This is a genomic window from Cytophagaceae bacterium (genome assembly GCA_016722655.1).
GTDB lineage: Bacteria > Bacteroidota > Bacteroidia > Cytophagales > Spirosomataceae > Leadbetterella.
In genome coordinates this window covers 1,685,556-1,699,198 of record JADKIR010000004.1, presented here as the reverse complement: position 1 = coordinate 1,699,198, position 13,643 = coordinate 1,685,556, and the positions used below count along the sequence as shown (strand labels likewise).

The following is a 13,643-nucleotide window of genomic DNA, read 5'->3' as shown; positions in this document are numbered from 1 at the left end:
TTTACACAAAAAAAGACCATTTGAAAGACCTTCTGCTTATTACTCCGCCATTTACCCAGCTCAATACGCCTTATCCGGCTACGGCCTATTTGATGGGTTTTTTGAATACCAAGGGTATTGCGGCATTTCAGATGGACCTGGGCATTGAGGTTATTTTGGAGCTGTTTTCTAAGGTTGGTTTGGTTTCTATTTTTGAGAAGGTCCGTTTGGATGGAGTTTCAGATAATTCACAAAGGATTTTCGGCTTAAAGAATGATTATATTCAGACCATCGAGGAGGTAATTGCCTTTCTACAAGGCCATAAGCCAACTTTAGCCCGGCAGATTTGCAGTGGAAATTTTCTGCCGCAAGCGTCCAGGTTTTCACAAGAAAATGATTTGGAATGGGCCTTTGGCAACATGGGCATGCAAGACAAAGCCAAGCATTTGGCCACTTTGTATCTCGAAGATTTGTCTGATTTTATAGTGGAATGCCTCGACGGAAACTTTGGCTTTAGTCGCTACGCCGAGCGGCTGGGAAAAAGTGCCAATTCGTTTGATGAACTGTACGGCAATCTCCAAGAAACACCCACATTTATTGATGAAATCACACTAAGGATTTTAAAACAAAAACTGGAGGAAATTCAGCCGAAATTGGTCTGTTTTTCGGTGCCATTTCCGGGCAATTTGTACAGTGCATTTCGCTGTGCAGGCTATATAAAAGAGCACTTTCAAGAAATAAAAATCGCTATGGGAGGAGGTTTTGCCAATACTGAGCTAAGAAGTGTAAAAGATGCCAGGGTTTTTGAGTATTTTGATTTCATAACCTTAGACGATGGCGAACTGCCGATAGAATTGCTGGCGAATCATGTTTTGGGGAAAAATGAAAGTTCGGAGTTTAAGCGAACTTTTTGCCTGCAAAATGGAGAAGTGAAGTTTATTAACAATTCCACCCAAAAAGACTACAAGCACAGCGAAGTGGGCACGCCAGACTATTCTGATTTGGCTCTGGATAAATACATTTCGGTGATTGAGCTGGCAAATCCAATGCACAGCCTTTGGTCAGATGGCCGCTGGAACAAGCTCACCATGGCACATGGCTGCTATTGGGGCAAATGTACTTTTTGTGACATTTCGCTCGATTATATCAAACTTTACGAACCCATTGCAGCCAAAACTCTGGTGGACAGAATGGAGCAAATGATAGCCCAAACTAGCGAAAATGGTTTCCATTTTGTAGATGAGGCCGCCCCGCCCGCACTCATGCGTGAAGTAGCTCTGGAGATTCTGAGGCGTGGATTGGTTGTATCCTGGTGGACCAACATACGGTTTGAAAAAAGCTTTACCGCTGACCTTTGTGTTTTACTCAAATCTTCGGGTTGCATAGCGGTTTCAGGAGGACTAGAAGTGGCCTCTGACCGACTTTTGGCTTTGATAGACAAGGGGGTAACAGTAGCCCAGGTGGCTCAGGTAAACCGCAACTTTGTGGAGTCAGGCATCATGGTACATGCTTATTTGATGTATGGCTACCCTACCCAAACGGTACAAGAAACCATTGACAGCCTCGAAATGGTGAGACAGATGTTCGAGTTAGGCATTTTGCACTCAGGTTTTTGGCATCAATTTGCTCTTACTGCTCACAGTCCAGTAGGACTTAATCCGGAGAAATTTGGCATAATGCCTGATTACAAAGACATTACGTTTGCCGATAACGACATCCAGTTCAAAGATTCTACGGGTATCGACCACGATAAATTTAGCTTTGGACTCAAGAAATCCCTTTACAATTATATGCATGGGCTTTGTTTTGAGTATCCTTTACAAGATTGGTTTGATTTTAAGATACCTAAAACCAAAATTCGACCTGATTTTATAACCGAATGTCTTGAAGAGCAAGACCATAGCCTCATAAAGCCCAATGCCAAGATTGTATGGATTGGAAACCAACCGATTGTAGAAGAAACGAAAACTAAAAAAGGACCAGCTGTGCAACTGACTTTCCACGAAAAAATGGAGACATTCAGTATAAACATCGAAAAAGCAAAAGGTGAGTGGTTTATAGAAAACTTAAAATTGACGGATGTGCGAAACGCTAAAACCATCACTTTCAATGAATTAAAGACTTCATTCGAAGACAAATTTGAGCATTTTGAGCTTTTTTGGTACTCCAAACCCATCAACGAAATGCGTGAGCAGGGGCTTTTGGTTTTGTAGTGACAAAACTTTTGAATTTTGAAAATATATAACCTGGCTTAGTGCTAAAAAATTCAAAAAACTAATTTATATAATTTATCTATTGTGTAGATTTGTAAACAAAAACCACTTTTATATCCCAAATACTTCATGAAACCGTTCCATTGGCTTTTGATAGTATCTCTTATTTTTGGAAGACTCCACTCGGTAGCTCAGCAAAGCAGTTTTCCTGATACCAATTATCTAAAACAAGAATACGCCCGCCAGCAAGCCATTAAGGCCGAGTTGGAAAGGTTGCAAGCAATGCAACTGAAGTATAAGCGGGATAAAAAAAATACGTCTTCAGAAAAAAGCACTTTAAGCAGCTTACCCGTACATTGGGAAGAACGTGGCCCAACGGGACTTCCAAATGGCATAAATCAAGTTATAATAGATGCGAACGACCCAACAGGTAAGAAGGCATGGGCAGCAACACAAGGAGGACTTTGGTACAACAATGATATTACTGCGGATTCGTCTTGGCATCTGACTAGTATTGAAACTCTAGTTTATTCAATAGCTCAAAATCCATCCAATTCCTTAGAATTAGCTATCATTAGCCGAGATAGTTTTTTCTATATTTCTTTAGATGGAGGAAATTCTTGGACACAAGGAACTGTTAGTTGGGGTTTCAACCTAATTTATAATAATAACGGAGATTTGTACTCGTCGTGCTTTAATGGATGTGGCGGCTCTGGAGCATATATTTACAAACTCAATCGAATCACCATGCAATTTGAATTTTATTTGAATATTCAGACTACTTTGTGGCAAGAAACCGTAACCCCTGACATCAGTGATATTGCATTTGATCATGAAAATTTAATTTATATTTCTCTTGATAATGGAAAAATTTATCGATCATCTACTCCTTCGGGTGGTACTTGGACCAACATCATGACGGCGGCTTTATCAGCAACCTCTTCTCAAACCAATATAGGTATTGGTAAAGACGCCAACAACAATAAAATAATATATGCAATCAATTTGAAACAATTTGGTGGGTTTACCAATAACATTAACTGGATTAGAAAAAGTGTAAACGGTGGAGCGAGCTGGACCAATTTATCCATTCCTACTCTTAATTCCGTTCAGATGAGGGCCGTTTATAATGCATTAATTTATGTTAACCCTTCAGATATAAACCAGGTAGCTATTTTAGGGGAAGAGTTTGTGAGTACTTCAAATGGTGGAAGCACCTGGAAGTTTGCAAATGAAGATTTTATTAACAATAAATCAATTGCAAAAAAACCAAACTCCAATTACCTAATTACCGCAACAGAAAACAAAATAGTCCAAATAACAAATGCCTTCAATTCAGGAAACATCATTAGTGAACCAAGGATTAAAGACTTAAATACAAGCTCGATTTGGGAATTAGGGTTTAGGAATAATTATAATGACTCCATATTTTATGGTTTAAATTTGCTGAAAGGGAAAAATATTTTAGAAAAAAAGGGTAGTTTTTATAATTATTTGCCGAAGTCTTTTGATAATAACGAACCTGAAGTCTCTTTTTCGTTTACCCCTTCACTAACATATTTTGATAACGAAGGAAATTTAATTTCAAAAAATATTAACCCCGGGGTATTCTCTTCACATCAAATTGATTACAATGAAGTCAATAATACTGCTTTAGGTTTTAAATTTTCGAGTGAAATAAATAATCAGACCATCTTTTTTAGAGTAAAAAATATTGGCGATGGAAAAGAAGTCATGGATAATTTACTTGTAAATAAATCTTTATTAAATATCTCAGATGTTAAAATTTTAAATGATAGCGTTTTTTATGTAGTAAATCATAACACAAATACTAATCTTCGTGAATTATTCAAAATTAAAATACATCATGACAACTCCACAAGTTATTCTTTGCAATTAGAGTCAAATCCCTGGATAACTAAATTTCAAACACCCCATGATAATTCCAATAACCTATATGCTTTAATTTATGGGAAAATTGCAATTAGTACCGATGAAGGAATTACATGGACAGATAAAACCAATTCTATTACAGAGGCAATAAATGACTATGCAATCAATCCCTCAAACCCTAATCAAGTTTTTGCAAATTCAATTGATAAGATTTACGTATCCAATAATTTTCTAAGTAACAATGTAGTCTGGGAAGACATTACCGGAGATTTGTCTTCTCATATTCCCTTTATGTTAAATAAAATCTGGTATCGAGAAACTGATGGTCAATTAATTATTTCGAATGTTTATAGAGGTATTTTTTCTACGAATTACTTCCAAAATTCAGTTCCCGACAGTATCATTATAGCAAACTATACTAAAGAGGCATGTGTAAACGATGATAGCGTAAAGGTAAGTTTTTACAAAAACGGGGCATTTTCTGAAACCAATACTTACGAGCTATGGATATCCGATGCATCAGGAAATTTTACAAACGCAACAAAAATAGGTACATCTACCAATTCGCCTATTTATGGGATAATTCCTGACCATCTTGTTACCGGAACTAATTACAAATTGAGGGTAATTTCTACCAATACTTCAGTCGCTGTTAAACACGCGGACACGGGCCTTTTCGAAGTCAAAAAAGGAAGCGGATTATTTTTGGCTGGATATCCCAAAGCTATCAATGCCACTCAAAATGGCTTTGTAATTAACGCCCCTGTCAATCAAAATGCTGAAGTGTGGTATGAGGTCACTCAATCGGGAAAACCAAAGCCAACGATTGATCAATTAATAAGTGGAATTGATTCGACAGGGACTTCATTTTTGGTGGCAGATAGTGTCATTGCTTTGGCCAACGCATCTAATCCCATTATCATTACCGGCCTTATGTCTGGCACTAACTACGATGCCTATGTAGCTGTCAAACTTCCTACTGAAGAATGTTTTTCAGCTTTGAGTAAAATAACTTTTTCAACTAAAGGAACTCCTTTTCCTTATTGTATTCCTCAAAGCATAAATGGCTGTACTGGTGATAATTATATATCAGAGCTTAGAGTTTATAACTATGAAAATTATCAATCCTCAGCTTTATCAAACTTTAATTCCGGTTGCGAACCCAATGCTTACTCTTTCAATTCACAAAATATCGAAGTGTTAACAGCGGGTATAAATAATAAAGTGTTAATTCCCCGAATTCACGATTTCGAGGGAACTTTTCCGTCACGTGGTTTGGCAATATGGATTGATTTTAATGAAAATGGAGATTTTGAAGACCCGGGTGAACTTATGAATAGCAATCGTGTGGATATGAATATTAACTCAAATTCTTTTTACGCCAATTCAACTGTTTCACCCGGCATTAAACGTATGAGAATACGCTTGAATAGTGGTACTGAATATACCTACCCTATGTCACCCTGTGCTACCTACCAATATGGTGAAACAGAAGATTATTTAGTCAAAGTTGAAACCAATGAGCCATACATATTTGCCAATCTTGACAAAGACACCGTAGGCCAATGTGAAAGCATCAAGGTCGCCATGGAAATAACTGGTTCATATAATATTGGTAATACATTCCGGGTCGAACTCTCCAATGCAACGGGAAGTTTTTCGGACTCTACCGTTTTATTATCAGGCATTTCGGTAAATATACCGGTAAATATCCAGATCCCAAGAACTATTCCTACCGGTCATAACTATAGACTCCGAGTGGTTTCAACCAATCCGGTGGCAGTAAGCTTTGAGTCAGCTGTTTTTTCGATACAACCCACTACCCAACATGTTATTACTAATTTCACAGCTGACACTCATACCATTAGTCAGACTGGAAGCATTTCAGCAACCAATAAAAACTCCAATGCTGCCAGGGTAAATTTCAAAGGTTGGAATTCAGTGATTCTCCTTCCTGATTTTGAAGCAAAGCCAAATAATTCTGGAGTTTTTAAAGCAGAAATTGTTGGGTGTAATAATTGATAAGATTACGAAAAAAAGTGAATGGTGTAAAAAGTCGGTTTTATAGTAAAAAATGGTTATCAGTTAAGCAAAAAATTTACCAAAGATTAATTTTATATTCATTCTTTATTATTTATAAAGCCTTTTTATCAGAAAAATTAGCCGGTGGACACATTTCACTAATTCTTAAATATTTATCAATCAATATTTTACAAAAAACACGATACTAAATATTTATTAAAGAAACTTACTTTCACCATAATCAAAATTTTACTGAAGCAATTTGGCAATCTTTAAATCATATATTGCCTGAAAATATCATATTTCCTGCCAGTTTTCTTCCGATATTTGCCCCATTCAATCACTTAAGAAAAATGAGATTTTTACTTTCGCTCTTACTGAGCTTTGTATTCTTTGGTACACATGCCGATGACGGTTACAGACTTTGGCTGAAATATGACGCCATCAAAAATCCTGCATTGAAAGCCGGATACAGCAAAAAACTGAATAGTGTTTTTGTTCAAAAAACAGATGAAACGATAGCCGTAGCTTTGGCTGAACTAAAATACGCCACCCGTGGAATGCTTGGCAAAGAAATTTTGGAAACAAAAACATCAGCTTCAACCCTGAAACTGGAAATATCGAAATTAACTGATATAAACCCGGAAGCTTTTGAGATAAAAAACATTAAAAATCAAATAATTGTAAGAGGAAACACTTCAAAAGGAGTTTTATACGGAGTTTTTGAATTAATCAGGAAAATGCAATTGGGCGAATCGCTGGAAAATATAAATGTTGTTTCTTCCCCCAAAATCCAGCTCAGAATGCTCAACCACTGGGACAACAACAATGGCACCATTGAGCGGGGCTATGCAGGTATGTCGATGTGGAAATGGTATGAATTGCCCGAAAGAATAGATCCTCGATATATCGATTATGCAAGAGCAAATGCTTCAATAGGCATCAATGGCACGGTGCTGAATAACGTTAATGCCTCTGCCAGATTCATTACAGGCGAATATCTGGGCAAAGTAAAAGCCCTGGCAGATGTGTACAGACCTTATGGCATAAAAGTGTATTTGTCAGTGAATTTTGCTTCGCCTAAAATCCTTGGTAAACTCAAAACGGCTGATCCTCTTGATCAGGAAGTGCAAAAATGGTGGAAAGAAAAAGCCGATGAAATCTATAAGGTCATCCCTGATTTTGGTGGATTTTTGGTAAAAGCCAATTCTGAAGGCGAACCCGGACCGATGGATTTTGGCCGCACTCATAAAGATGGAGCTAATATGCTGGCAGAAGCTCTGGCACCCCATGGTGGACTGGTCATTTGGCGGGCATTTGTGTATAATTTTGACCCAAAAGGCGACAGATTTGCGGCTGCTTACAATGAATTTAAGAAGTTTGATGGTGAGTTTTTGCCCAATGTCATCATCCAGGTCAAAAATGGCCCTATAGATTTTCAGGTGAGAGAGCCCATTTCTCCGCTTTTTGGTGCTATGGAAAAAACACCAGTGAGCATAGAATTTCAATTGACACAAGAATATTTGGGCTGGGCAACCCACTGGGTGTATGAGGCACCCATGTTTGAAGAAGTACTGAAAACCGACACATTTGTCAAAGGAAAAGGCTCCACTGTTGCAAAAGTAATTGATGGTGAAGTATTTAAATACCCCATAACCTCCATGGTGGGTGTAGCCAATACCGGCTCTGACCGCAACTGGACCGGCCACCCTATGGCTCAGGCCAACTGGTACACAATGGGCAGAATGGCCTGGAACCCTGAAATCACTTCGGAAAAAATTGCTGATGAATGGGTGAAAATGACTTTCAGATCTGATGCAAAATCTACCTCTGCCATAAAGAAATTGATGATGGAGTCGAGAGAAATTTATACCAACTACACCAACCCACTCGGAGTGCATCATGTGATGGGCGAAAGCCACCATTTTGGACCGGAGCCTTGGGTAGAAAAAGCTCCTCGGCCAGACTGGACTGCATTGTATTATCACAGAGCTGACTCAGTGGGCATAGGATTTGACCGTACCGAAAAAGGGAGCAATTCTTTAGCACAATATCATCCTGAGTTGAGAGCTAAGTATAGCGATATAGATAAAATCCAACCTGAGTTTTTACTGTGGTTTCATCATGCACCTTGGGGCAAAAAACTATCAACTGGCCGCTCAGTTTGGGACGAAATGGTGAACCGCTACTATGAAGGTGTAAAATCTGTTGAAAAAATGAACTCAGAATGGCAGGGTCTGAGAGGAAAAATCGATGAGGAAACTTTTGAAAATGTCGAATCAAGATTAAAAACTCAGCTCAAAGAAGCTTATTGGTGGCGGGATGCTTCAGTGCTATATTTCCAGAAATTTAGCAAAATGCCCGTTTCTTCACCTTATCAAAAACCAACCAGAACTTTTGAGGAGTTAAAGCAAATTGTGGATGTGTATCATGTGAAGTAAGATTATTAATAAATTATATCATAATGGGTTCATATTGAATCTATTATGGTATTTTTGTAAACTCAACTTTACAATTTATATAATCTCTATTTTATGATTTGCATAAGTCCTACTTTATGATTTGCATAAACTCTACTTTACGATTTACATAAATTCTACTTTAAGATTTACATAAAATCTACTTTATGATTTGCATAAAATAAAAAAGGATTTACCTGTTTTTGATACTTCGCAAAAGAGCCTTGATGGTCTTAGGGCGAGGCTTATAGAAGAGTGGTAGGGTCTGCGAAAGTGTAGCGGCCAATTGGAAATATTGCTGATGACGAGCACCAGAAAGCAACTGATGAGGGAGCGGAAAATACGAAATAAGGGTTGTGATTTTTTCAAAACCTTCTATCTCACCTTTGATTCTGGAAAAAGGCTTTCTCAGAATTACAATTTTATCAACTACTGACTTTTCATTAATGTTTTGATTTTCAGCAGGTTTCAAAATATACTTCTCTTTTCCTTCCCATGCCGGTTGAAGGCTTTGGGTATCTAATCCTAATAGTTGAGCCGTGTCTTTCCATATTTTTATTTCTGAAAAAGCCCTGATAACTTTCGGTAAGGAATTCTCAAGCTCGATTGCCACGAGGTCGTCAGAAAAAATTGGATATCCTTTAACAGCATACGCCGCCACAGTAGTTGATTTTCCGGCACCGGGCAATCCCAAAAAAACCGTGGAATGACGATTGATCTCTACTGCACTGCCATGAAGCAAGAAATATCCTTTCAAAAACAAAACTATCCCGATCGCCTCACTCAGAATAAAAACCCGCAGAAGTCCTTCCGGGAGCTTACTTTCCGACTGATAATCAATACTTTGCTCAGTTATACGAAACGAAACCATCTGTGGCCAACTGAGATACACAAATTCAGGGGTAATCGCAATCTCAGCCTGATTATCGGCTCTGAAAACTTTTGTTTTTTCGGTGGGGGGCAATTGAAACCTGGCCTTTCTGATAATTAAGTCAGGTAAGTCGGACTGCGTTTTTTCAATTTTCAAGTCAAAATCGGAAGCAATATTTAATCCGAAAGCTCTGTAGGTCAGTTCCATTGCCATAGTGGTAGATAGTTTTCTTCTTTTCTTTCCCCTAAGATAATCTGCCCGTTTTGGCTCACCCAGGCATGGGCGTTAAATCCGCCCTGATTGTTTACGCCAATTTCGAGTTTAACCTCCTGATTTTCACCAAAATAATACTTCAAAACCAAAGCCTGATGCAAGCAGTTAAATCCGGCCGAATTACCAAGCTGTTCCAATAGTTTTATTTTTTCTTTATCGGGAAAATTCCGGTTTTTGAAAAGTAAGGCAGCGTAAACTTTTTTGAAAACAGAGAAAGGTAAAATATTAATAAGGTTCTTGAAAATCAATAAATAAAAGAGGCTTTTAAGCACAAAAACCTTTTCTGATATTTTGAGGGAAAAGAATTTTTTAAACCGTCTCAATCAACTTTTCATTTAGAAGCTCTTCAAGCAGGCTTTCGATGTCGCTCCGACATTCTTCCGGATTTACGTCATATTTTTCCAAAACCAATTTTTCCAGTTCTTCCACTGTCTTTTCACCGGTTTTAAGTGCTGCCCAAATCAATGTTCCCACTTCGTTGAGTGAAAAATATTCTCCTTTTTCGTGGTTGAGGATCATCTCCTCATCGTTCATACGGGTAGAAATCTGTTTGTCGGATAAAATATATTTTACGGGCATTGCTTGAGAAATAATGGCAAATATACCAGTTTTCGGTAAAAATCTTTGAATGTAAGATTACAAAAACAAGCCTTAAATTCAAAAATATCTTTCGGCGTAATTAGAAAAAAACTCCAGACTATTTCGTTTTTGTATTTTAGGTATATTTTTTCTCTCAAAATTTCAACAATTAAGGTTTTTTTAGGGTTAAAATATTATGGAAATAACAATACCGGAATTAGAAGAAAATCTAAGCAGCTTTCTTGCGAATTGCAGACTGGAAGGAGACGAAGCATTGGACAATATTTTTGAAAAATTGATGGCCGGAAATGGACCAAAAGCCCTAAAAGATATGATGGAATGGGCGGGTGATACGAGGGAATTTGAGTTAAATAACATTCCTGAAAATTTAAGGCCACTTTTTCAGGATTATTCTTTTTTGCCTGATTTTGCCAACAGGGAACAAATGGACGCCGGCTTTAGGTTTTTTAAAAAATATGTAGCTCCCATTGCAATGCTGTTGGGTTGCTATTCCTTGCCGTATTGCTATATGGGTGCTGATGGGGCCCAGGTTTTATATTTTTCGGAAAAAATCCACCAAAATACCACCAAGAGACTCAATGACACGGGCGATTTTGTGAGAGAAATGCACAACCCTGAAAAATGGAAAAGTGGGGAAAACTTTGTGAGAGCATTTAAGGTGAGGGTAATGCATGCATTGATAAGAAGTTATCTAAAATACTCGCCTAAATGGGATATGTGCTGGGGCTTACCGCTCAATCAGGAAGACAAAGCGGGTACCAATCTGGCTTTTTCATATATTGTATTGGAAGGTCTTAGAAAGCTGGGCTTCAAATATTCAGAAAAAGAGGCCGAGGCTTATCTGCATACATGGAAAGTAATCGGGTATTTTATGGGCGTCAAAAACGAGCTTTTGATTGATACCATGGAGCAGGCCAAAATGCTGGACGGCAGGATTGTGGAGAGGAATTTCAGAGAGTCAGAAACGGGTAAATATCTGGCAAAAGCTCTGATTGACAGTAGCCGTAGTGTGATCAAAATACCGTTTTTGAAAGATATACCTACCGCCATAATGAGAGAGATGTTGGGTGAGGATTATTCTGAAAAGCTCTGCATTCCGGATATGCCAATTCAGAGAAAACTGATAAAATACATTCCTTTTAAGCTTCTGGTCAGGAACAGCAAGGTCATAAAAGCCTGAAAATTAAGGAAAATTTAATGTGGACTTAACTTTGGCTTAATTTTGGCTGCGTTTTTTTGTGTCATGAAAACAAGCGAAATTATGGATTCTACAAATTCTGATAAAACAACTTCTTTTTTTAAAAAATGGCTCCCCGTTTTGACGTTTATCGCTATTGTGATTTACTATTATCTTTAAGAAAAATCAATCTATTCCATCAATCCGTCAAAACAATTTCCACTGCCAGATTGTTGTATTTGCCTTTGAGGTTTTTATAGTCCACTGTCCACGGCACTTGTTTATGCCATTTTGTGCCAGAATAATAATTCCAGCCATTATTTACGGTCTCCATGTCGCCCCCAAAAGCGGGTTCATAAGAAGTAGCTTTGACTTTTTTTTGGTTGGCTTTATCAAAATAATCATAAACATAATTATTGGATTCAATGATAAAGTTTTCGGCTCCAATCAACAGACCTGTTTCAGGAAATTTGATGTTCAGATTGTTAACATCCATTTCTGTTATATGTCTTCCCTTTTTGCACCTGGCTAAAATGTTTCCTTCATTATAATATTCAATTGGTTCCCCGTTTTGATCAAAGGTAAATAGTCTGATGTTAAAGACTGCATTTCTGATATCACTATTCGTAAGGATTTTGATGGTTTTCAGATATCGGGTTTTGGAGATATAATCCTGGAAAGGAATAAACCGTGCAGTGATAAATGGGACTCCGCCATTGCTGAAAAATGTATTTATTTCTTTTTTATTGACCTTTCCAATGGTTTGGGTCATTTTATGTTTAGGAGGAGATACCTGAAGGTCCGGTAAAATCAAAATGTTTTCAGTTAAATAAATTTCTTTTGGTAGGTTTTCGGAATTGATTTTCAAGGACTTGTAACCTACCGCCGTAAATATTAGATTAAGATTTTCATCTGTTTTTGAATAAAAAAATACCCCATTCTCATCAGCCGAAAAGCCAAGGGTTTTATTTTCGATGCCAATGTTGACATAAGGAATGGGCTGGCCTGTTTTTGCGTCTTTTACAATGCCGTTGATTTGACCGAAACCAATTTGGGTAAAAAGTAGTAGCATTAGGATTCTCATTGGAAGTGGGTTTTATGTGAAAAATATAAAAAGCTAACGGAAATTGAGATTTGAAATTGTTTTTGCTGTGGTGAGTTGTTTTTTGTTTTACTTCTATTTCTGGTCTGACCTTCGGTGCTGACCTACGTTTAAGAAAAAAAGCCAACACTTCGTAGCATTGGCTATTGGCCGTTCTGACCTTCGGTGCTGACCGGCATTCTTTGGCAGGATTGGCTTTTGGCCGTTCTGACCTTCGGTGCTGACCTACATTTATATATTTCTTATGCAGGAAATGACTTGCTGATATCGGTGAAGTCTCTTGATTTCAAAGAGGCTCCTCCAACTAATCCGCCGTCCACATCGGGTTGAGAGAACAACTCAACGGCATTGCCTGCACCTACACTACCACCATAAAGAATAGAAATTTCGTCGGCAACCTCTTGTCCATATTTTGAGGCCAGATGGTCACGCAATACTTTGTGCATTTCCTGAGCCTGAGCCGAAGAGGCTGTTACACCCGTTCCGATTGCCCAGATGGGTTCGTATGCAATCACTACTTTTTGCAATGCCTCAGCCGAAAGATGGAAAAGACCATTGGTCAACTGACCCGTTACAAAATCAAAATGGATTCCGGCTTCGCGTTGGGCTAAAGTTTCACCACAACAAAATATTGGTGTTAAACCTTCTGCCAGAATAGCGTCCACTTTCTCTGCAATGAATGCATCTGACTCAAGGAAATATTCTCTTCTTTCTGAGTGACCAATGATGATATATGTAACTCCGGCAGATTTCAACATAGGTACTGAAACCTCTCCTGTATATGCACCTGAAGCTTTTGGATAACAGTTTTGAGCTGCAAGTGCAACTTTTGGGGTATCAATTAATTTTGAAAACGAACTTAAATACGGAAAAGGAACACCCAAAACCACCTGTACATTGGGGTGAGTCAATTCGTCTTTAACCATATTTACAACTTCGGAAAGCAAAATCTGACCTTCTTCGAAAGTCTTGTTCATTTTCCAGTTTCCTGCGGCATATTTTTTTCTCATTGTATTTATTTTATTTGGCTTTCAGCAATCAGCTTTCGGCAATC

At 38.0% G+C, this 13,643-nt stretch carries 9 protein-coding genes; 4 read left to right on the top strand and 5 right to left on the bottom strand.

Features of this window, described 5'->3' with window-relative positions:
- The first annotated feature begins 20 nt into the window (after positions 1 to 20).
- The 3 genes from IPP61_07850 to IPP61_07840 all read left to right on the top strand — a co-directional run bounded on the left by IPP61_07850 (position 21) and on the right by IPP61_07840 (position 8,548).
- Complete coding sequence (locus tag IPP61_07850) at positions 21 to 2,192, top strand: radical SAM protein (GenBank protein MBL0325077.1); 2,172 nt, start codon at positions 21 to 23, stop codon at positions 2,190 to 2,192.
- Between the two features lie 129 nt (positions 2,193 to 2,321).
- Positions 2,322 to 6,107 (top strand): hypothetical protein, encoded by a 3,786-nt coding sequence (locus IPP61_07845; GenBank protein ID MBL0325076.1) that lies wholly within the window; start codon positions 2,322 to 2,324, stop codon positions 6,105 to 6,107.
- Positions 6,108 to 6,460: 353 nt separating this feature from the next.
- Positions 6,461 to 8,548, top strand: a complete 2,088-nt coding sequence (locus IPP61_07840; GenBank protein MBL0325075.1) for an alpha-glucuronidase — start codon at positions 6,461 to 6,463, stop codon at positions 8,546 to 8,548.
- Between the two features lie 211 nt (positions 8,549 to 8,759).
- On the opposite strand, the gene IPP61_07835 is transcribed toward IPP61_07840, so the two are convergent.
- The 3 genes from IPP61_07835 to IPP61_07825 form a co-directional block, all read right to left on the bottom strand.
- Positions 8,760 to 9,650 carry a hypothetical protein gene (locus tag IPP61_07835; GenBank protein MBL0325074.1) on the bottom strand — a complete coding sequence of 297 codons (891 nt, stop codon included), beginning with the start codon at positions 9,648 to 9,650 and terminating at the stop codon, positions 8,760 to 8,762.
- Entirely contained in the window at positions 9,635 to 9,847 is a 213-nt protein-coding gene (locus IPP61_07830) for a lasso peptide biosynthesis B2 protein (GenBank protein ID MBL0325073.1), read from the bottom strand. The genes IPP61_07835 and IPP61_07830 overlap by 16 nt, the downstream gene beginning before the upstream one ends.
- 172 nt (positions 9,848 to 10,019) lie before the next feature.
- Positions 10,020 to 10,289, bottom strand: a complete 270-nt coding sequence (locus tag IPP61_07825) for a PqqD family protein (GenBank protein MBL0325072.1) — start codon at positions 10,287 to 10,289, stop codon at positions 10,020 to 10,022.
- 196 nt (positions 10,290 to 10,485) lie between these two features.
- Here IPP61_07825 and IPP61_07820 point away from each other — a divergent pair, with 196 nt between their 5' ends.
- Positions 10,486 to 11,490: a DUF2236 domain-containing protein gene (locus IPP61_07820; GenBank protein ID MBL0325071.1), complete on the top strand. Its 1,005-nt coding sequence runs from the start codon at positions 10,486 to 10,488 to the stop codon at positions 11,488 to 11,490.
- Positions 11,491 to 11,686: 196 nt separating this feature from the next.
- Here IPP61_07820 and IPP61_07815 read toward each other — a convergent pair whose 3' ends face one another.
- Entirely contained in the window at positions 11,687 to 12,571 is an 885-nt protein-coding gene (locus IPP61_07815; protein ID MBL0325070.1) for a carboxypeptidase-like regulatory domain-containing protein, read from the bottom strand.
- A gap of 260 nt (positions 12,572 to 12,831) precedes the next feature.
- The gene (locus IPP61_07810; GenBank protein ID MBL0325069.1) at positions 12,832 to 13,599 is read right to left on the bottom strand and encodes a triose-phosphate isomerase; all 768 of its coding nucleotides are present in this window, start codon (positions 13,597 to 13,599) and stop codon (positions 12,832 to 12,834) included.
- Positions 13,600 to 13,643 lie beyond the last annotated feature (44 nt).